Origin of the sequence: Pseudomonas sp. AL10, assembly GCF_029960685.1 — a bacterium.
GTDB lineage: Bacteria > Pseudomonadota > Gammaproteobacteria > Pseudomonadales > Pseudomonadaceae > Aquipseudomonas > Aquipseudomonas lactis.
The window spans coordinates 1-21,144 of sequence record NZ_JASBQZ010000002.1 but is presented as its reverse complement, the minus strand read 5'-3'; the positions used below and the strand labels follow the sequence as shown (position 1 = coordinate 21,144).

Annotated in this window: 12 protein-coding genes; 1 reads left to right on the top strand and 11 read right to left on the bottom strand. The window is 60.9% G+C overall.

Going from position 1 to position 21,144, the window contains the following annotated elements; translation table 11 throughout:
* From QK296_RS02665 to QK296_RS02615, 11 genes are all read right to left on the bottom strand, one after another.
* On the bottom strand, positions 1 to 2,454 hold the full coding sequence (locus QK296_RS02665; RefSeq protein ID WP_057709493.1) for a TonB-dependent siderophore receptor: 2,454 nt from the start codon (positions 2,452 to 2,454) through the stop codon (positions 1 to 3).
* A 92-nt stretch (positions 2,455 to 2,546) separates the two neighbouring features.
* Positions 2,547 to 3,497 (bottom strand): FecR domain-containing protein, encoded by a 951-nt coding sequence (locus QK296_RS02660; RefSeq protein ID WP_003187452.1) that lies wholly within the window; start codon positions 3,495 to 3,497, stop codon positions 2,547 to 2,549.
* The gene (locus tag QK296_RS02655) at positions 3,494 to 4,003 is read right to left on the bottom strand and encodes a sigma-70 family RNA polymerase sigma factor (RefSeq protein ID WP_057709492.1); all 510 of its coding nucleotides are present in this window, start codon (positions 4,001 to 4,003) and stop codon (positions 3,494 to 3,496) included. Before QK296_RS02655 ends, QK296_RS02660 begins: the two co-directional genes overlap by 4 nt.
* Before the next feature lie 74 nt (positions 4,004 to 4,077).
* The gene (locus QK296_RS02650; protein ID WP_003187449.1) at positions 4,078 to 5,523 is read right to left on the bottom strand and encodes an efflux transporter outer membrane subunit; all 1,446 of its coding nucleotides are present in this window, start codon (positions 5,521 to 5,523) and stop codon (positions 4,078 to 4,080) included.
* Positions 5,520 to 6,578 carry an HlyD family secretion protein gene (locus QK296_RS02645; protein WP_057709491.1) on the bottom strand — a complete coding sequence of 353 codons (1,059 nt, stop codon included), beginning with the start codon at positions 6,576 to 6,578 and terminating at the stop codon, positions 5,520 to 5,522. Before QK296_RS02645 ends, QK296_RS02650 begins: the two co-directional genes overlap by 4 nt.
* 15 nt (positions 6,579 to 6,593) lie before the next feature.
* Positions 6,594 to 8,129: an MFS transporter gene (locus QK296_RS02640; RefSeq protein WP_057709490.1), complete on the bottom strand. Its 1,536-nt coding sequence runs from the start codon at positions 8,127 to 8,129 to the stop codon at positions 6,594 to 6,596.
* A 226-nt stretch (positions 8,130 to 8,355) separates the two neighbouring features.
* Entirely contained in the window at positions 8,356 to 9,276 is a 921-nt protein-coding gene (locus QK296_RS02635; protein WP_003187445.1) for a LysR family transcriptional regulator, read from the bottom strand.
* Between the two features lie 60 nt (positions 9,277 to 9,336).
* Positions 9,337 to 10,209 carry a TauD/TfdA family dioxygenase gene (locus tag QK296_RS02630; protein WP_057709489.1) on the bottom strand — a complete coding sequence of 291 codons (873 nt, stop codon included), beginning with the start codon at positions 10,207 to 10,209 and terminating at the stop codon, positions 9,337 to 9,339.
* 215 nt (positions 10,210 to 10,424) lie between these two features.
* A complete protein-coding gene (locus QK296_RS02625; RefSeq protein WP_003187442.1) occupies positions 10,425 to 11,789 on the bottom strand; it encodes an HlyD family type I secretion periplasmic adaptor subunit in 1,365 nt (454 codons plus the stop codon).
* Positions 11,779 to 13,935: a type I secretion system permease/ATPase gene (locus tag QK296_RS02620; protein ID WP_003187441.1), complete on the bottom strand. Its 2,157-nt coding sequence runs from the start codon at positions 13,933 to 13,935 to the stop codon at positions 11,779 to 11,781. Before QK296_RS02620 ends, QK296_RS02625 begins: the two co-directional genes overlap by 11 nt.
* A 41-nt stretch (positions 13,936 to 13,976) precedes the next feature.
* Entirely contained in the window at positions 13,977 to 15,332 is a 1,356-nt protein-coding gene (locus tag QK296_RS02615; RefSeq protein WP_034135884.1) for a TolC family outer membrane protein, read from the bottom strand.
* A 336-nt stretch (positions 15,333 to 15,668) separates the two neighbouring features.
* Between QK296_RS02615 and QK296_RS02610 the strand changes: the two genes are divergently transcribed.
* Positions 15,669 to 21,144: retention module-containing protein (locus tag QK296_RS02610; RefSeq protein WP_282390556.1), on the top strand; the 5,476-nt coding region annotated here is incomplete at its 3' end.

Below are 21,144 nucleotides of genomic sequence, written 5' to 3'. Positions count from 1 at the left end.
TTACCAATCGTACGTCAGGCTCGACACCACCGTACGCCCTTCCCCGTAGTAGCAATCCAGATCACTGGTGCACTGCGAGACGTAGGTCTTGTTGCTGAGGTTCTGCACGTTCATCGCCAGTTTCACGCCCTTGAGCTTGAGCGGCGAGGCGCCCAGGTCGTAGCTCAGGCTTGCATCGTAGACGCTGTAGGACGGCACGTTGAAGGCGCCTTCGTAGTAGTCGCCCAGGCTTTGACGGGCGTAACGCACGCCAAGCCCTGCACCCAGCCCCGCCAAGGGCGTGTCGCCGAGCACGGTGTAGTTGACCCACATCGAGGCGGTGAGTGGGGAGATGCCGGCCGGGTGGCGACCTTGGCGGCCATCGTTGTCCTTGGTGTATTTGACGTCATTGCGCGCAGCCGAGGCGACCACGTCCCAGGCATCGCTCAAGACGGCCTTGGCTTCCAGTTCAACACCTCGCGAGCGCAGGGCGCCGCTTTGGGTGCTGAAGGTGGTATCCACCGGGTTGGTGGTCAGCACGTTTTCCTGGTCCAGTTGGTACACAGAAGCCTGGATGAAGCTCTTCTGGCCCGGTGGCTGGTACTTCACGCCGACTTCGTACTGTTTGCCGGTGGAGGGTTCGAAGGGTTTTCGGTTCGCATCGGTGCCGGCCAGCGGAAGGAAGGATTCCGAATAGCTGACGAAGGGCGACACGCCGTTATCGAACAGGTACACCAGGCCCGCACGACCGGTGAACGCCTGGTCTTTGCTGGCAAAGCGGGTGTCCTGTATCGGCTCCTTGTTCACCACATTCGCCCAGTCGTAGCGGCCACCGAGTACCAGCACCCATTTATCCAATTTGATCTGGTCCTGCAGATACAGGCCGGTCTGGGTGATGGTGCGATCCCAGCGGTACGGTTGGCCGAAGTTCAAGGGCTGGCCGTACACCGGTTTGAACAGGTCAATGATCGGCGGGTTGCGGTCATACAGGCCATGGAACTGCGAGTTGGAATGGTAGTAGTCCAGGCCAACGATGAAGGTATGGGACAGCGCGCCCGTGTCAAATTCAGCCTGGGCGATGCTGTCCACGCCGAACACTTTGTTGGTCTGCGACCAGTCCACGCCGAAGCGTTGCAGGTAACGCTGGTCTTGCACGCCGGTGCTTGGGTTGGCGACGAAGCGGTAGCCGTGCAATGGCGCGGTGTAGCGGTCGTCGACCTCGGCGTAACGGGCGTTTTGCTTGAGGGTCCAGATGTCGTTGAGGCGATGGGAAACTTCGTAGCCCAGCACGTATTGCTCGCGGTTGTACTGGTTGACGCCCGGCTCGCCGATAAACACATCGCGCTTGATCTTGCCGTTGGGGTTGTCCCACAGCGTGCCGGACGCCGGCAGGCCTTGGGCTTCGGGCACGCCTTTATCTTTCTGGTATTGGGCGAACAGGGTCAGGCTGGTGTCGTCGTTGGGGCGCCAGGTGAGGCTGGGGGCGATGAACTGGCGCTTGTTTTCGACGTAATTGATTTCGTCTTGCGCGTCATTCGCCAGGCCGGTCAGGCGGTAGAGAAACTGGCCCTCCTCGTCCAGCGGGCCGCTCAGGTCGATGGCCGCGCTTTTGTGTTCGTAGGTACCGGCTTCCAGTACCACTTGGTGTATCGGGGTTTCGCTGGGGCGCTTGCTGACCATATTGACGATGCCGCCCGGCTGGTTCTGGCCGTAAAGCACGGACGCCGGGCCTTTGAGCACTTCGATGCGTTCCAGGGAATACGGCTCGATCTGCAACGCACCGCCTGTGCTGCCGCCGCCGTAGGGCAAGTGCAAGCCGTCAAGATACAACGGCGTAGGCGAGAAGCCGCGTGACGTCGGCTCATCGAACAATTTGACCCGGTCGGCAAAACCGCCGGCGCTCATGCCTGGGGTGTAGAGCAACGCCTGGGTGACACTCTGGGCGCCGCGTGCCTTGATCTCGGCGGCGGTGATCACGTTGATGGTCTGGGGGATTTCCACCAGCGCCGAGTCAGTCTTGCTGCCCGAGGCGCTGCGCTTGGCGACAATACCGTCCACCGGACCCCAGGCGCTTTCCTGCTCCTGCCGGCCGCTGATCTGGGTCGCGCCCAACTGCAAGGCTCCGTCGCCGGAGAGGGCCTGCAACGACCAACCGCCCTGGGATTGCACCGCCGCCAAACCGCTGCCCGCCAGCAAGCGCTGCAACCCCGAACCTACGCCATAACGCCCTTTCAAGCCGGCGCTGCGCTTGCCTTCGGTGAGCGTAGCGTCAACCGACAGCAGGATGCCAGAAGCACTGGCGAAACGGTTCAACGCCTGGTCGAGGCTGCCCGCCGGAATGTCATAGCTGCGCAGCGCTTCGGTGCTTTCCTCGGCTTGAACCATGCTCGGCAGTACAGGAGCCGCCGCCAGCAGGCCGGCAAACAGGCCACGACGCAGCGCGCGGGCCAAAGGTTGGATTGGGTGGTGCGACATTGCAGGACTCCCCGTGAGAACGCTTCTTGATTGGCTTTCAAGAGGTATCCCGAACGGGCCACAAAAACCGACAAGCCCTGTACAAAGTATTTTCAGACCCGCGCCTTGATCGTTACCCAGTAACGGGTCACCGCCTGCACGTGCACGGGCAATGAACGCTCCAAGGCCGCCAGGATCGCGTCGGTGTCGCTCAGCGGGAACACGCCGGTCAACAGCAGGTTCGACACCGCCTGATCACAGCGCAACAGGCCAGGGCGATACCGGCTCAGTTGCGCCACGAACTCACCCAACGGCTGGCGCTCGGCAACCAGACGATGCTCGGTCCAACTGCTGGCATTGGCGCTCACTGCCGGCAACGCGGTGCTTTGACGGGCGTTGAACCACAGGCTGTCCCCCGCCTGCATATGCACCGGCGTGCCCTGCAACGGCGTGACCCGCAGGCGACCTTCGTACAAATCCACACGGCTGCCGTCGGGCAGTTCACGTACCGCAAAGCGCGTGCCCAACGCCTGCACATCGCCGGCTGGCGTTTCGACGATCAACGGGCGCAAGGCGTCGTGGCCGCTGGTCAGCAAGACCTCGCCACGGATCAGCCGAATACGCCGTTCGGTAGCGCTGAAACGCAGGTCTACGGCACTGTCACTGTTGAGGTCCAGTTGCGTGCCGTCGCTCAAGGTCATATGGCGAATTTCGCCCGTGGCGGTACGCAGCTCTGCGAAGGCCGCTTGCCAGGGCTCGCTGCGTTGCACCAGATAGCCGCTGCCACCGGCCACCAACAACAGGCCGAGCAGTTTGAGCGCGGCACGGCGTTGGGTATCCGGGGTGTCGCGCAATACTGCGCGAGCGCTGTCGGCAGGTACGCCGCCGAGGGTGTGTTGCAGCTGCTGCAAGCGCTGCCAGGCGCGACGATGCTCCGGGTCAGCGGCCTGCCACCGGGCAAACGCCTGGCGCTGCTCGCCCTTGAGCTCACCGCCCCATTGCAGCATCAACCACTCGCTGGCTTGCTCAACAATCGCGGGGGCAATGGGCGCGTCGTGCTTCATTCTTCGTACACCACCTGGTAGCAGGCGACGATGGCACGGGTCATGTACTTTTGCACCGAGCTGACGGTGACGCCCAGGCGCTCGGCGATTTGCGCATAGCTCAAGCCTTCGAACTGCGAAAGTAAAAACGCACGGCGTACATTATCGGGCATGCGGTCGAGCATGGCGTCGATCTGCATCAAGGTTTCGAGGATCAGGGCGCGGGTTTCCAGGGAAGGCGACTCGGGCTCGGGCAGGTGCGCGATGCTTTCCAGGTAGGCGCGCTCGATACGCAGGCGCCGCCATTGATCGATCACCAGGTTGCGGGCGATCTGCGCCAGGTAACTGCGGCTTTCCTTGTCACCCGGAAAACGCCCGGACACCAATAGGCGCAGGAAGGTGTCCTGCGCCACATCGGCGGCCTGTTCACGGTCGCCCAGGCGCTTGCGCAACCAGCCTTGCAGCCAGCCGTGATGGTCGCGGTACAGGATGTGAAGCTGTTGCTGGCCGTCAGTCGCGCTGCCCATGAAAAGCTCAGAAGTGTTATTGAGAGCAATTATCATTACATCTTATTTGGCGACTGACAAAAACTCTTTGTTGCTCAGCGCCCAGCGGTCTGCAACGGGTACACCGACTCCCACCCTCCTCCCAACGCTTTGTACAGCCCGACCATAGCCAATGACACGCCGGTGGAGCTTTCCACCCACTGCTCCTGCGTTGCCAGCAACGCGCTCTGCACGGTGAGTACATTGACGAAATCCGCCACGCCTTCGACGTACTGGTGTTGTGCGGTAGTGAGGGCGATCTGGTTCTGGCGCACGGCTTCAGCCAGGCTGTCGCGGCGCAGTTGGCTGGCGTTGTAGCGGGTCAGTTGGTCGTCGATTTCATGCCAGGCACGCAGCACGGTTTGCTGGTAGGCCAGGGCCGCTTCCTGTTGCTGGGCTTCACGTAAATCCACCATGCCTTGCAGGCGCCCGCCGTTGAACAGCGGCAGGCTCAATTGCGGGCCGAAGGCAAAGGCGCGGGAACCCCAGGAGCCGAAATCCGAGAGTTGCATGGCTTGGGAGCCGAGGCTGCCGGACAGGGTGATGCGTGGGTAAAAGTCGCCCTTGGCCACGCCGATGCTGGCAGTGGCAGCGTGCAGGCGCGCTTCGGCCTGGCGGATGTCGGGGCGGCGCTCGGCGAGTTCCGATGGCAGGCCGATCGCGACCTGGCGCTGGGTTTGCGGCACAGGGGCGTCTTTGGACAACTGCGCGTGCAGGGCCTGAGGCGGCTCGCCCATCAGCAGGCTCAGGGCGTTGATCAACTGGTCCTGGCGCTGCTGTAGATCCGGCAGGCGCGCTTCGATAGCCGCGACCTGGGCGGCGGCTTCGGCCACATCCAGGTCGGTGGCCACGCCGTCGGCCAACCGCAACTGCGAGAGCTTGAGGCTGTGGCGCGCAACGTCGAGGTTTTGCTCGGTGACAGCGCGGGTGTTTTGCACGCCGCGCAGTTGGATATAGTCCTGGGCGGTCTCGGCCAGCACCGACAACAACACGGCGCGACGATCGTTTTCGGCAACTTCCAGCGTGGCGTCGGCTGCTTCGGTTTCACGCTTGACCCGGCCCCAGAAATCCAGCTCCCAAGAGGCCGAGAAGCCCATGTCCCATTGGTTGAAGGCCGAGCGGCCATTCTCGCCGGAGGGGTCGCTCAAGCCTTTGCCGCTGTTGCGCTTGCGCTGGTAGGCGCCGCCGGCATCGACGTTGGGGTAGCGCTCGGCCGTAGTCACCTGGCGGATGGCGCGGCTTTGTTGCAGGCGGCTGCTGGCCAGCTTCAGGTCGAGGTTATCGCTGAGGGCGCGGCGCGTAAGGGCCGAGAGCTGCTCATCGTGGAACACGTCCCACCAGCGTTCCTGCAACGGGTCGCTGACGGCGCGGCTGGCGGCTTGGCGGCCCTGGGGTTCGCTCCACTGGCCGACGCGCGGGGCATCGGGCCGTTGGAAATCCGGGCCGACCGTGCAGGCACTCAGGCTGATCAGGCTCAAGGTGAGCCAGGCGAGGTGTCTCATTGCTGGGCCACCTCACGCTGCTGCTCGACGGGCCGGGTATCGACGCTGGCTTCCACCGACATGCCGACGCGCAGGCGCTCGGTCAGTGGCTGGTTCGGCTCAAGCACGATCTTCACCGGAATACGCTGTACCACCTTGGTGAAGTTGCCGGTGGCGTTGTCGGGTTTGACCGAGGCGAAGGTCACACCCGTGGCTGGCGCCAGGCTTTCCAGATGGCCTTTGAGCAGTTCGCCGTCAAGACTGTCGACGCTGACTTGCACCGCTTGCCCCGCGTGCATGTGCGACAGTTGGGTCTCCTGGAAATTTGCCACCACATAGGCTTCGGCCAGTGGCACCACCGCAAGGATCTTGCTGCCCGGTGTCACATAGGCGCCGACCCGCACCGCACGTTCACCGACCATGCCATCCACCGGTGCGACAATGCGCGTGTAAGACAGCTGATAACTGGCCATTTCCAGCGCGGCCTGGGCGCGCTTGAGTCCACCTTCGGCGGCGTCACGCTGGGCGGTGAGGATCTCCACCTGCTTGCGTTCGGCGGCCAGCACGGCGGTGGATTTGGCCAGGCGCGCGGTAGCCTGGTCGATGCGAGTCTTGGCTTGCTGGGCGTTCTGCACGGTGCCCGCACCGACGCCGGCGAGGTGGTTGTAGCGGTTCAGTTCATGTTCGGCAAAGGCCACTTCGGCGCGATCTGCTGCCACGGTGGCCTGGGCCTGGGCGATCACCGAGCTTTGGCGCTCCAGGGTCGCGCTGGCGTTTTTCAGCTGGGCCTGGGCGACGAGGGTGTCGGCATCGGCGGCCTGGGCGGCGGCGCGAAAATCGCGGTCGTCGATCAACGCCAGCAGTTGCCCGGCTTTGACACGCTGGTTGTCTTCCACCAGCACTTCCTTGATGAAACCGGCAACGCGGGGGGCGACCAGGGTGAAATCCGCCGCGACGAAGGCGTCGTTGGTGCTCTGGTGCTTGCTGCCCAGTACGCCCGGGGCGACCAGGTAAACCAGCACGCCGACGGCAAATACAGCAATAACGGAGACGGCAATTTTGTCTTTGCGTTTCATGGAAAGTCCTTGTGGTCAGGCCGGAGCGCGAGGCGGATAGATCCGCGTGGGCATCCAGAAAATCAGCAGGATCAACGCCACCGCGACACCGGCCATGACGACGTAAAGATCCGAAGAGGTCAGCACCACGGTCTGCTCGTGCAAGCGGTGGGCGAGGCCCGACGCGTCAGCGTCGGCAAGGGGCGAATTGCCCAGGCGGTCCACCAACATGGTTGAATGGAAATGCCCGCGCTGGGTGGTCAATGTATCCAGCACCGCAGTGGCGATCACAGCAGCCAGGCCCTTGACGGTGTTGAACCAGGCAGAGGCGAACGGCCCTTCGATGGGCTGGATGCTGCCGGTGGACAGCATCAGCAGCGGCAACACGGCCATCGGCTGGCCGAAAATCTGCAGCAGGTACCAGCCATAAAAGTCGTCGCGAATCCACGCCGAAGTCAGGTGTGAACTGCCGAGGCAGCACAGCACCAACATACTCAGGCCAATGCCCAGCACCCAGCGGCAGTCGACCCAGCGCAGGTTGCACAGCGCCGCCACCAGCGGCAGCGCGATCAACTGCGGCAACGCCATCAGCAGCATCACCGGTGCGGTCTGCAGCGGCCGGTAGCCCTGGACCTGGGCGAGGAAACTGGACGGGATGATGATCACCGAGGTCAGCACCATCAGCACGCCGGCCAGCACGATCAGGGCAAAGGCCAGGTTGCGCAGGCCGAGCATCTGCAGGTTGAAGAAGGGCAACGGTTGTGACCATTCGTTGAGCATGAACAGCACCAGCAACACTGTGCCGCCACACAGCAGGAAGGTAATCAGTCCCGATTCGAACCAGTCCAGGCGATTGCCCTGCAACAAGCCGATCACCAGCATGCAGATCGCCGGGAAGCCCAATAGCAGGCCACGCCAGTTGAATTGCTTGAAGCGCTCCAGGCGCAGCGGGTCTTGTGGCAAGCCGTAGGCCACGGCCGCCATGGCCAGCACGCACGGCGCGACGATCTGCCAGAACGCCCACTGCCAGCCGACGTATTCGGTCCATAACGCCGCCAGCGGCGTGCCCAGGCTGGGGCCGAAAGTGGCGGTCAGTGCGTAACCGGCCAACCCGTACAATTTGACGTTGGCCGGCAAGAAACGCAGCGCCACGGTCATCAGCATCGGCGGCAGTGCGCCACCGGCCAGGCCTTGCACGGTACGCAGCAGCAACAGGCTTTCGTAGTTCGGCGCGAACGGGCAGAGGATGCCCAGCACGGTGAACAAACCGATAGCGCACAGGGTGAAGCGACGCAGGGAAAACGTCACCGAACACCACGGCGCGAAGGCCATGGCCGCGACCGAAGTGGCGGTGTAGGCAGCGACCAGCCAGGTGCCTTCGTCAAAACCGATGTACAGCGCACCGCGGATATCGGCGAGGGCGACCTTGGTGACCATCTCGTTGAGACCGGAGACCAGCACCGCCAGCAATACGCCAAGCAGGCCGATGATGATGCGCGGTCCGAACACGGGTGGGCTCAGGGCCGTAGGTTTGGCTGCGGCCTGGATAGCGGGGGCAGCGAGGGACGTCATGAACAGGTAACTCGGAATGAGAAATACCTGAGCAGTTTAATCGGGCACTCTCATGACAAAAAGTTACTTGTTGGCAGGTTATAAGTGCGTCAGACGCAACTTTGAACATCAACACTGAACCCTGTGGGAGCTGGCTTGCCTGCGATAGCGGCCTGACAGATGAAAATATGTTGTCTGACGCGCCGCTATCGCAGGCAAGCCAGCTCCCACATTGATTGCGTTCGCTTTATACCGGCTGGGCTTCAAGCCAGGTGGCATGACAGCTTTCGCGCATGGTTTCACGCAGCCATTTATGGGCCGGGTCTTTGTCGAAGCGCGGGTGCCAGGATTGCGCCAGGACCAGGGTTTGCAGTGGAATCGGCAGGGCAAATGCGCGCAGTGGCAGGTTCAGACGCTTGGCGCTCAGGAGGGCTTCCTTGGGTACCGGCAACAGCAGGTCGGAATCGGGCAGCATGAACATCGCACCGTGAAAGCCTGGGGCGATCATGGCCACACGGCGCTCCAGGCCTTGAGCATTCAACGCAGTATCAATGGGCCCACGGGCGATGCCACGCCGGGAGATGCTGATGTGGGAATAGCTGGCAAAGCGTGCCGCCGTGATTTCTTCGTCGAACAACGGGTGGTCTTGCCGCGCCAGGCCGACAAAGGTGGTGGAGAACAGGTTCTGCACCTTCACTTCCGGGCTGGCAGGCATGGTGTTGCTCACCCGCAAGTCCAACCGCCCTTCGCGCAGGGCTTCATCGTCGGTGTCGCCTTCGGGTACGAAACGCAGCTCACACAGCGGCGCCACGCGCTCCATGGTGTCGAACAGCCGCCCGCCATACACGCCGATGAAAAAGTCATTGGCGCGCACGCTGAAACGACGGCGCAAGGTGCTCAAATCAACTTGGTCCGCCGAACGGAACAACAACGCAGCCTGCTCCACCACATTGCGCACCTGGCCTTGCAGCTCAAGCGCCTTGGGCGTCGGCACCAGGCCACGGCCGGCACGTACCAGGATCGGGTCACCGACCGCTTCACGAATACGCGTGAGGGTGCGGCTCATGGCGGCCGGGCTCAGATTCATCCGCCGTGCGGCGCCCACCACACTGCCCTCGTCGAGCAACGCGTCGAGGGCGACCAGCAGGTTCATGTCCGGTAATTGCATGCCAAGCACTCGTGGTCCGTTGAGAGTGAACTGGACGCAATCCTAGCAGGCTTCATCGGGTTAGAAAGGCGCATCCCCCTGAATCGTGGTGCGGTACAACTTGCGCCGCAGGTGGCTTGGGCAACCGGCGGCCAGGTGGATCAGCGAGCGGTTGTCCCAGAACACAAGGTCGTGGGGCTGCCACTGGTGGCGGTAGATGTTTTCCGGCAGCACGCTGTGGGCGTAGAGCTGGGCCAGCAGGTCTCGGCTTTCGTCATCGGGCAGGCCGACGATACGGGTGGTGAAGCCCTCGCTGACGAACAGCGCCTTACGGCCGTTTTCCGGGTGGGTGCGCACAACGGGGTGCACCACTTCGGCAACCTGGGCGAGCTGTTCGGGGGTAAGGGGTGGGCGCCAGTTGCCTTCGAATTTGGTCTCGCTGTAGCGCGCCGTGTAGGAATGCGCGGCGCTGCGGCCTTCGACGGCGTTGCGCAGGTGGCCTGGCAGGTGCTCCCAGGCTTTGTGCATATCGGCGAACAGGGTGTCGCCGCCTTCAGAGGGCAGTTCCTGAGCATGCAGCATTGAGCCCAGGCTAGGCAGTTCTTTGTATGACAGGTCCGAATGCCAGAACTTGCCCGCATCCCCCAGACCGATGGATTGGCCGTTCTCGATGATGTTGGAGACGATCAGGATTTCAGGGTGGTTGGCCAATAGGAATTGTTTGAGCACATGGATTTGCAGCACACCGAAACGGCGGCTGAAGGCGATCTGTTGTGCGGGGGTAATGCGTTGGTCGCGGAACACGATGACATGGTGGTCCAGGTGAGCGCGATGGATGCGGGTGAAGTCCTGGTCGTTGACTGGGCGGGACAAGTCCAGGCCGATGATCTCGGCGCCTACACTGCCGGGGAAGGGGCGGATGTCGAAGGTTTGGGGGGCGGTGGTGGCAGACATTGGATTCATTCCCGGCGGACAGGGGAGTGAATTTATAGGCATAAGGATGGAAGCTTAAATACCGTTAGCGCATATGGATATGGCGTTTGGTTTGAGCTGTAGCGTGATGCTGACGGCCTCATCGGGGGCAAGCCCCCTCCCACATTTTGATTTGTGAACCCATTCAAATGTGGGAGCTGGCTTGCCTGCGATGAGGTCGGTACAGGCGCTGAAGATCAACGCTCGTGCAACGCCTCGGCCCGCGCCTTGATGATCGGCTTGAGCAGGTAGCTGAGGATGCTTTTCTTGCCGGTGATGATATCCACCGAAGCGACCATGCCGGGGATGATCAGCAGCGGCTTCTCATCGGTGCCCAAGTGGCTGCGGTCGGTGCGCAGAGTGATCATGTAGTAGGTGGTCTTCTTGTCTTCATCAGTGATGGTGTCGGCACCGATGCGTTCGAGCTTGGCCTTCAGGCCACCGTAGATGGTGTAGTCGTAAGCGGTGAACTTGACCACCGCTTCCTGCCCTGGGTGCAGGAAGGCGATGTCTTGCGGGCGGATCTTGGCTTCTACCAGCAGGGTGTCATCCAGCGGCACGATTTCGACCATGTCGCTGCCCGGCTGGATCACACCGCCAACGGTGTTGACCAGCAACTGCTTGACGATCCCGCGCACTGGCGAGGTAACCAGGGTGCGGCTGACCCGGTCTTCCAGCGCGCGGCCGGTGGACTCTGCCTTGTTCAGTTCAGTACGGGCTTCGTTGAGTTGGGTCAGGGCTTCGCTGCGGAATTTGCCGCGGGTTTCATCGATCTTGCGTTGCACTTCCTTGATCGCCGATTCAGCACGCGGGATCGCCAGGGTGGTGGCGTCCAGCTGCCCACGGGTTTCCATTTCGGCGCGCTTGAGGCGCAGCACTTCTACCGGCGACACCGCACCCTGGGCCACCAACGGCTCGGACATGTTGATTTCCTGGCGTTGCAGGGACAACTGGCTGCGGTATTGGCCCTGCTTGGAGGTGAATTCGCGCAGTTCCTGTTGGCGCTGGACGAGTTGCTCCTGCAAGCCGCCGACTTCGTCTTTCAACTGCTGGCGGCGGCTTTCATACAAGGAGCGCTCGTTGGCGGCCTGGCTCGGCGCGGCCTTGAGCACGTCGTCGGGGATGTTCAGCGGGCGGTCATCCACCTGCGCGCTCAAACGCTCGACGCGCAGTTGCATGGCCAGGCGCAGGGCTTCGGTTTCGCCGGCGTTGGAGACAAACCGCGTGTCGTCGAGACGAATCAACGGCGCGCCGGCTTCTACGATCTGGCCTTCCTTGACGTACAGCTCAGCGACAATACCGCCTTCCAGGTTCTGGATTTTCTGCAATTTTGACGACGGAATCGCCTTGCCGTCGCCACGGGTCACTTCGTCGATCTGGGAGAAACCGGCCCACACCACCAGGAATATAAAGAACGCGATGATCGCCCAGATGGTCAGGCGGATCACCCGCGGCGCATCTTCGATCAGCGCCTTGTTGACCTCGGGCAGCGGCTGGCCCTGCAGCGAATCGGAGCCTTTGAAGTAGCGGCCGACCGCACTCTTGATGGAGTTAAGCAACACTGATCTGCCCCTTCTTCAACGCTTCCATGACCACGGCTTTCGGGCCGTCCGCGAGAATCTGCCCACGGTCGACCACCAGCAGGCGGTCGACCAGGGAGAGCAGTGAGGCTCGGTGCGTGACCAGCACCACGGTCTTGTTTTGCACCACGGCTTGCAGGCGTTGCTTCAAGCGTTCTTCACCGGTGTTGTCCATGGCGCTGGTGGGTTCGTCCAACAGCAGCATGGGCGGGTTGAGCAGCAGCGCACGGGCCAGGGCGACGTTCTGGCGCTGGCCGCCGGACAGGTTCTGCCCACGCTCGCCGACTTGCAGTTCGTAGCCTTGGGGATGCAGGCGGGCAAATTCGTGCACGCCGGCCAGTTCGGCAGCTTGCAGGACCATTTCATCCTCGACGTAGCGCGCACCGCTGACCAGGTTGTCGCGCAGGGTGCCGGCCAGCAATTGAATATCCTGGGCCACATAGCCGATGTTGTGACGCAGCTCGCTCACGTCGATCTGGCGCACGTCCACGCCATCCACCAGCAAGGAGCCGGAGTCGGGCTGGTAAAGGCCAACGATCAGCTTGGCCAGGGAGCTTTTGCCCGAGCCGCTGCGGCCGATGATGCCGATTTTTTCCCCTGGCTTGATCACCAGGTTGATGTTTTTAAGCGCCGGGTTCTGCTGGTTCGGGTAAGTGAAGTTCAGGCCCCGGCACTCGATGGCGCCTTGCAGGGTGCGACGGCTCATGGGGCGCTCTTCGAAGTTGCGCTCCTGGGGCAGCTCCATCATCTGGTCCACCGAGGTCATGGTGACCTTGGCTTGCTGGTAGCGCGTGAGCAGGCCCGACAACGAGGCCAGCGGGCTCAAGGCACGGCCACTGAGCATGTAGCAGGCAATCAGGCCGCCCATACTGAGGTTGCCGTCGATGATCTGGTACACGCCGAACACGATCATGATTACGCCAGCCAGTTGCTGGATCAGCAGGGTCATGTTCATCGACAGGCCCGACAGCAACTTCACCCGCAGCTCAAGCCGGCTCAGGGTGCCGATGGTCTGTTCCCAGCCGTACTGACGCTCGCTCTCGGCGTTGTTGACCTTGACCGCATCGAGCCCGGCGAGGGTTTCGATCAGGCTCGACTGGCGCTCGGCGGCCAGCGCCATGGTGCGCTCCATGGTCGCGACCAGGGGCTTTTGCAAGGCGTAGCCGATGCCTAGGGCCAGAGGGAATGCCAGCACCGGAATCCACACCAGGTGCCCGCCGAGGATGGCGATGACCAGGAAGATCAGCAGCGTAAACGGCAGGTCGATCAGGCTGGTGAGGGTCAAAGACGCGAGGAAGTCGCGCAGGCTTTGAAACTCGTGGATGTTCTGCGCAAAGCTGCCGACCCGCGCCGGGCGGTACTTCATGGACATGCCGACGATGCGCTCGAACAACGTGGCCGAGATGATCAGGTCGGTTTTTTTACCGGCCAGGTCCAGGCAAAGGCTGCGCAGGCTTTTGAGGATCAGGTCGAACAGGTAGGCACCGCAGATGCCCACGGCCAGCACCCACAGGGTAGCGGTGGCCTGGTTCGGCACGACGCGGTCGTACACGTTCATCACGAACAGCGGCGCGGCCATGGCGATGATGTTGATCAGAAAGCTGGCGGCGATGGCGTCGGTGTAGAGCCAGCGCGAACGCATGAGGGTGTCACGGAACCACGAGCGCGCCCGTGGAATCAGGCTGCCGTGGTTGACGTCGAATTTGTGTTGCGGCTGTGCAAAGAAGACTTTGCCGATGTAGTCGTCGGCCAATGCTTCGCGCTTGATCAGCACTTCACCGCCGTCGCTTTCACTGAGCAGGATCCGCGCTTGATCTTCGCCCTGCCAGCCGACCAGCACGGTACTGCGACCGTCCTTGAGCAACAGCAGCGCCGGCAATGCAATGGTCGGGATCTGATCCAGCTTGCGTTGCAGCAGCCGGCCTTGCAGCCCGGCCCGCGCAGCGGCACGCGACAGCAACTCGGCACTCAACCGTTGCGAAGGCAGCGGCAGGCCGGTGGTGAGCATGGCCGCACTGGCCGGTTTCTGATGCAGGGCGCAGAGCGCCAACAACCCGTCGAGTAACGGGTCATCGTGCAGTGCGCGTGGATCATGACTGAGATGAACTCGACTGACTTCAGGTTCCACGCGGCGCACTCTCGACTAACAGATGGGGCTATTGGGGTGGCTCAATTCATCCCAGGCAGTTGGACTTTAGGTTTCACGTCGTTCTGCACGACGGAGGCCATTGGTGCAACCACTCCCTGGCTCTTGAGCAATTCGCCCATGGTCGCCTTGATTCGGTACTGAGTAAATAACTGAATGTTCTTGATTTCTTCCAGGCGGCGGGAAGCAGTGAACAATTCATTCTCGCTGTCGAGCAAATCCAACAGAGTACGTTGACCAAGGCTGAACTGTTGCTGGTAGGACGTGCGTACGCGGGTGCTGTGATCCACGTACTGCTGGGCGACCGGCAATTGCGCGTTGGCGTTGTTCAGGGCGTTCCAAGCCAAGCCTAGCTCTTCATTGAGTTGGCGCAAGGCGTTGTTGCGGATGTCGAGCGCCTGGTTGGCCTGGTAGGACTTCGATTGCAGGTCGGCCTTGTTGCTGCCACCGGCGAACAGGTTGAAGCGCATGCGCACCATGGCTTCCCAGCCATTGCTGTGGTTGGGATCACCTGAGACGTTGTTGTCGGCGTTGGTGCCCAGTTCAGCGTCAAAGCGCGGATAGAATGTGGATTTGGCAGCGTCGTACTGCTTCTCGGCGGCAGAGATATCCGACTCGGCCGAACGCAGCACCGGGCTGTTGTCGAGCATCTGACGGCGCGCTTCGTTCAGGTCGGCTGGCAGCATGGCCATGAACGGGGCCGGACGCTCGAGTTCGTCGGGCATCTGGCCGACGGCGCTGAGGTAGTTGACCTGCGCGTCGGCCAGGTTTGTCTGCTCGGTGATCAAGTTGTTGCGGGCCTGAGCCAGGCGCGCTTCGGCCTGGTCCTGGTCGGCACCGTTGCCGACGCCACGCTGGGTGCGCAACTTGATCTGATCGTAGATGCGCTCGTGGTTGCGCAGGTTGTCTTCGGCCAGGCGCACGAACTCACGACGGGTCAATACTTCCAGGTAAACCTGGGCAACGGTCAGCGCAGTGCGCTCGGAAGTCCCCAGCAAGGAGTAAGCGCGGGAATTAACGTTGGCTTGTTGACGCCCGACTTCGCTGGAGGTAGCAAAACCGTCAAAAATCATTTGCTGCAGGCGCAGGCTGGATTCGCCGCGGTTGAGCGTCTCCCAGTGATTGCCGCCAGGGTTATTGGCACGGCTGGTGGCATTGTCGGTTCCTTGGCGGCCGTAACCGGCGTTCAAGTCGACACGCGGCAGGTAGCCACCTTGTGCGGCGCGCAATTGGTAATCGGCGGCGATGCGGCTGTTAACACCCGCCTGAATTTCCGGGTGTACGTCCAATGCCTGTTGCATGGCTTGGGGCAGTGTCTGGGCTTGTACGAAACTGGCGGCGAGAGCGAACGGTATTGCCTTGAACAGGTGCAGACGCATTTAAAATTTCCCCAAGACTTCTTGTCTTAAATCACAGCGATTGGCACCGCTGCGTCGGATAATGGCTACCGTAATGACCGTACGTCGGAAAGTTCGAAAAGCGGAACTGCTTCACACATGTAGGACGGTTCGCCGCATAAATATCAATGTGACATTACTAGGGCGATTGTTTAGGATGGCGACCATAAGGTCAATAGTTTGGCACAAACTAGATAGCTAAAAAATCCAGCCAAATATTTGACGTCAATGCATTTATAGACTACGCCCCCAGATTGGCAGCGCTAATAGCGCGCTGCGAAATGGATTTGTCGAAACGGATCGCCGGAGAAAATTTTAATGAGCAGTGTTGTTGCCACCGTCAAAAGCATTGTTGGTCAAGTTTTCGTAATTTCTCCGGAAGGTGCTCGCCGCGTCCTCATTGAAGGTGATCGCTTGTTCGCGGGCGACCAGATCGACACCGGTATGTCGGGCGCCGTGAGCCTGGAGCTGGCCGACGGTCGCATCCTGGACCTGGGCCGTGACACCCAGTGGAGCGCCGATATGCCGGACTCCACCACCGACCTGGCGGCGGCCAGCGAGCAAGCCGCGCCATCGGTGGCCGAGTTGCAACAAGCCATCGCCGCCGGCGCTGACCCGACCACCGACCTGGAAGCCACCGCAGCTGGCGCAAACGCTGCCGGTAACGGTGCCGCCGGGGGCGGCCATAGCTTCGTGGTGCTGGATGCGACCGCCGGCCGTGTAGACCCGACCATCGGCTTCCCCACCGCCCCTATCGGCCAAGGCACTTCAGCACTCAACGCCCTGAGCGGAGCACCAGGCTCGGCGGACTCGGGCAACCAAGTGCTGCAGCCTTCGACCTTGACCCTGAGCGCGACGCCAACCATCACCGAAGCGGGCGGCGTGCTGACCTACACCGCCACCGTGACCCGGCCTTCCACCAGCGATCTGACCGTCACTTTGACCAATGGCGCGGTGATTACCATCCCGTCGGGCCAGTTGACCGGCACCGTGAATGTACCTCTGGCCCCTAATGACAGCCCGTACATCGACCCGGGCCAGATCAGCGTCGGCGTTACCGGTACCACCGGCGGCGGCAACCTGGTATTGACCATCGACCCTAACCCGGCCGTGACGCAGATCACCGATACCATCGACACCACCACGGTCACTCTGACCGCTGGCTCGACCGTAACCGAAGGTGGCCAGATCACCTACACCGCCACGCTGACCAACCCGGCACAAACCCCGGTGAACGTCACCTTGAGCAATGGCTCGGTGATCACCATCAAGGCTGGCGAGTCGACAGGTACCGTTGTGGTCGATACTCCGGCTAACGACGTCTATAACAACGGTTCGACCGTCAGCACCACCATTACCGGTGCAACCGGCGGCAACTTTGAAAACCTGGTACCGAGCACTACGCCGGCAGTCACCACCATTACCGATTCGGTCGACACCACCACCGTTACCCTGACAGCCGACGGCAGCGTGACCGAAGGCGGTCAGATCACTTACACCGCCACCCTGACCAACCCGGCGCAGACCCCGGTGAATGTCACCTTGAGCAATGGCTCGGTGATCACCATCAAGGCGGGTGAGTCGACCGGCACCGTTGTGGTCGATACTCTGGCCAACGACGTTTACAACAACGGTTCGACCGTCAGCACCACCATCACTGGTGCAACCGGCGGCAACTTTGAAAACCTGGTACCGAGCACCACGCCTGCGATCACCACCATTACCGATTCGGTCGACACCACCACCGTTACCCTCACAGCCAACGGCAACGTGACCGAAGGCGGCCAGATCACCTACACCGCCACCCTCACCAATCCGGCACAAACCCCGGTGAACGTCACCTTGAGCAATGGCTCGGTGATCACCATCAAGGCGGGCGAGTCGACAGGCACCGTTGTGGTCGATACTCCGGCCAACGACGTTTACAACAACGGTTCGACCGTCAGCACCACTATCACCGGCGCAACCGGCGGCAACTTTGAAAACCTGGTACCGAGCACCACGCCGGCAGTCACCACCATTACTGATTCGATCGATGCCACCACGGTCACCCTGACCGCAGGTTCGACCGTGACCGAAGGCGGTCAGATCACCTACACCGCCACGCTGACCAACCCGGCACAAACCCCGGTGAACGTCACCTTGAGCAATGGCTCGGTGATCACTATCAAGGCCGGCGAGTCCGTCGGCAGCGTGGTCGTAGACACGGCGCCCAACGATGTCTATGTCAACGGCAGCACGGTCAGCACCACCATTACCAGCGCGACTGGCGGCAATTTTGAAAGCCTGGTGCCGAGTACCACACCGGCAGTCACCACGATCACCGATTCGATCGACACCACCACCGTGACGTTGACTGCGCCGACCGAGGCGAATGAGGGCGGGCAAATTACGTACACCGCTACGCTTTCCAACAAGGCGGGGACCGACGTTACGTTGAAGCTGGATAACGGTTCTTCGATCACGATCAAGGCAGGCGACACTGTTGGCACCGTGACCGTGCCTGCGCCGACTGATGACGTGTTTATCGACAAGAGCACCCAGACAGTCAAGATCACCGAGACCACTGGCGGCAACTTCGAGAAGCTGGAAATTGCAGGCAACGGTGCGACCACCACCATCAACGACACTATCGATAAGGTCGATGTGGTTCTGACTGCCACCACCACCGTCGGCGAAGGCGGCACTATCGTTTACACCGCCAGCCTTGTGGATAAAAACGGTACACCGGTGACTAACATCACCAACCCGCTCACCGTTACGCTGGATAACGGTCAGACCATCACCATTGGTGTGAATCAGTCGAGTGGCACCGTTACCAACGTCGCCCCGGATGATGTCTACAAAGGCGACCAGACCGTCACTACTGCTATCAGCGGCGTGACCGGTGGCGAGCACTTTGAAAATCTGGTTCCAGGTACCGATAAAGCCACTACAACTGTAACGGACACTCCGGGCACCGATAACACCACCACTGTGACACTGACCGCCCCCTCTGAAGCAAATGAAGGTGGCCAGATCACCTATACCGCGACCTTGAGCAATAAGGCCGGTACTGACGTCACGTTGAAGTTGGATAACGGCTCAAGCATCACCATCAAGGCTGGCGATACTGTCGGCACCGTGACCGTGCCTGCACCGACTGATGACGTGTTCATCGACAAGAGCACGCAGACCGTTCAGATCACCGAAACCACAGGTGGCAACTTCGAAAAACTGGAAGTTGCGGGCAACGGTGCGACTACCACGTTCAACGACACCATCGATAAGGTCGATGTAGTTCTGACTGCCACCACCACCGTCGGCGAAGGCGGCACTATCGTTTACACCGCCAGCCTTGTGGATAAAAACGGTACACCGGTGACTAACATCACCAACCCGCTCACCGTTACGCTGGATAACGGTCAGACCATCACCATCGGTGTGAATCAGTCGAGTGGCACCGTTACCACGGTAGCGCCGGATGACGTCTACAAGGGCGACCAGACCGTCACCACCGCTATCAAGGGTGTGACCGGTGGCGAGCACTTTGAGAACCTGGTGCCTGGCACCGATAAAGTCACCACGACTGTGACGGACACTCCGGGCACCGATAACACTACTACCGTTACACTAACGGCTCCGTCCGAAGCAAACGAAGGTGGCCAGATCACCTACACCGCGACCTTGAGCAACAAGGCCGGTACTGACGTCACCCTGAAGTTGGATAACGGTTCTTCGATCACGATCAAAGCTGGCGACACCGTCGGCACCGTAACCGTCCCTGCGCCTACCGATGACGTGTTCATCGATAAGAGCACCCAGACCGTTCAGATCACCGAGACCACGGGCGGCGACTTCGAGAAGTTAGAAGTTGCAGGCAACGGTGCGACCACCACCATCAACGACACCATCGATAAGGTCGATGTGGTCCTGACCGCCACGACTACCGTGGGTGAAGGCGGCACTATCGTTTACACCGCCAGCCTTGTGGATAAAAACGGCGCGCCAGTAACCAACATTACTAACCCGCTCACCGTGACTCTGGATAACGGCCAAACCATCACCATCGGTGTGAATCAGTCGAGCGGTAGCGTTTCGGTTATTGCTCCTGATGACGTGTACAAGGGCGATCAAACCGTTACCACCGCTATCAAAGGCGTGACTGGTGGCGAGCACTTCGAGAATCTGGTCCCTGGCACTACGCCAGTGAACACCACTGTCACCGATAACCCAGGCACCGACAACACCACCACCGTAACGCTGACGGCTCCGACCGAGGCGAATGAGGGTGGGCAGATCACGTACACCGCTACGCTTTCCAATAAAGCGGGCACTGATGTAACGCTGAAATTGGATAACGGCTCGTCGATCACCATCAAAGCCGGCGAAACCATTGGCACCGTGACAGTACCTGCCCCTACCGATGACGTGTTTATCGATAAGAGCACGCAAACCGTGCAGATCACCGAAACCACTGGCGGCAACTTCGAGAAGTTAGAAGTCGCGGGTAGCGGCGCAACCACCACAATCAACGACACCATCGACAAGGTTGATGTGGTCCTGACGGCGACTACTACCGTTGGCGAAGGCGGCAACATCGTCTACACCGCCAGCCTTGTGGATAAAAACGGCGCCCCGGTGACTAACATCACCAACCCGCTCACCGTCACTCTGGATAACGGCCAAACCATCACCATTGGTGTGAACCAGTCCAGCGGCACTGTTTCCGTCTTGGCGCCGGATGATGTGTACAAGGGCGACCAAACTGTCACCACTGCCATCAAAGGCGTGACGGGCGGCGAACATTTCGAGAACCTGGTCCCTGGCACTACGCCAGTGAACACCACTGTCACCGATAACCCAGGCACCGACAACACCACCACCGTAACGCTGACGGCTCCGACCGAGGCGAATGAGGGTGGGCAGATCACGTACACCGCTACGCTTTCCAATAAAGCGGGCACTGATGTAACGCTGAAATTGGATAACGGCTCGTCGATCACCATCAAAGCCGGCGAAACCATTGGCACCGTGACAGTACCTGCCCCTACCGATGACGTGTTTATCGATAAGAGCACGCAAACCGTGCAGATCACCGAAACCACTGGCGGCAACTTCGAGAAGTTAGAAGTCGCGGGTAGCGGCGCAACCACCACAATCAACGACACCATCGACAAGGTTGATGTGGTCCTGACGGCGACTACTACCGTTGGCGAAGGCGGCAACATCGTCTACACCGCCAGCCTTGTGGATAAAAACGGCGCCCCGGTGACTAACATCACCAACCCGCTCACCGTCACTCTGGATAACGGCCAAACCATCACCATTGGTGTGAATGAATCCAGCGCTAGCGTGTCGGTTCTTGCACCGGATGATGTGTACAAAGGCGACCAGACCGTCACTACCGCCATCCAAGGAGTGACTGGCGGCGAGCACTTCGAGAATTTGGTTCCAGGGACCGATAAAGTCACTACAACTGTAACTGACACACCGGGTACCGATAACACTACGACTGTCACGTTGACTGCGCCAAACGCAGTGAACGAAGGTGGCCAGATCACCTACACCGCGACCTTGAGCAACAAGGCCGGTACTGACGTCACCCTGAAGCTGGATAACGGTTCGTCGATCACCATCAAGGCTGGGGACACTGTTGGCACTGTAACCGTGCCTGCGCCTACCGATGACGTGTTTATCGATAAGAGCACCCAAACCGTCAAGATCACTGACGCTTCTGGCGGCAACTTCGAAAAACTGGAAGTTGCGGGCAATGGCGCAACCACTACGATTAACGACACCATCGACAAAGTCG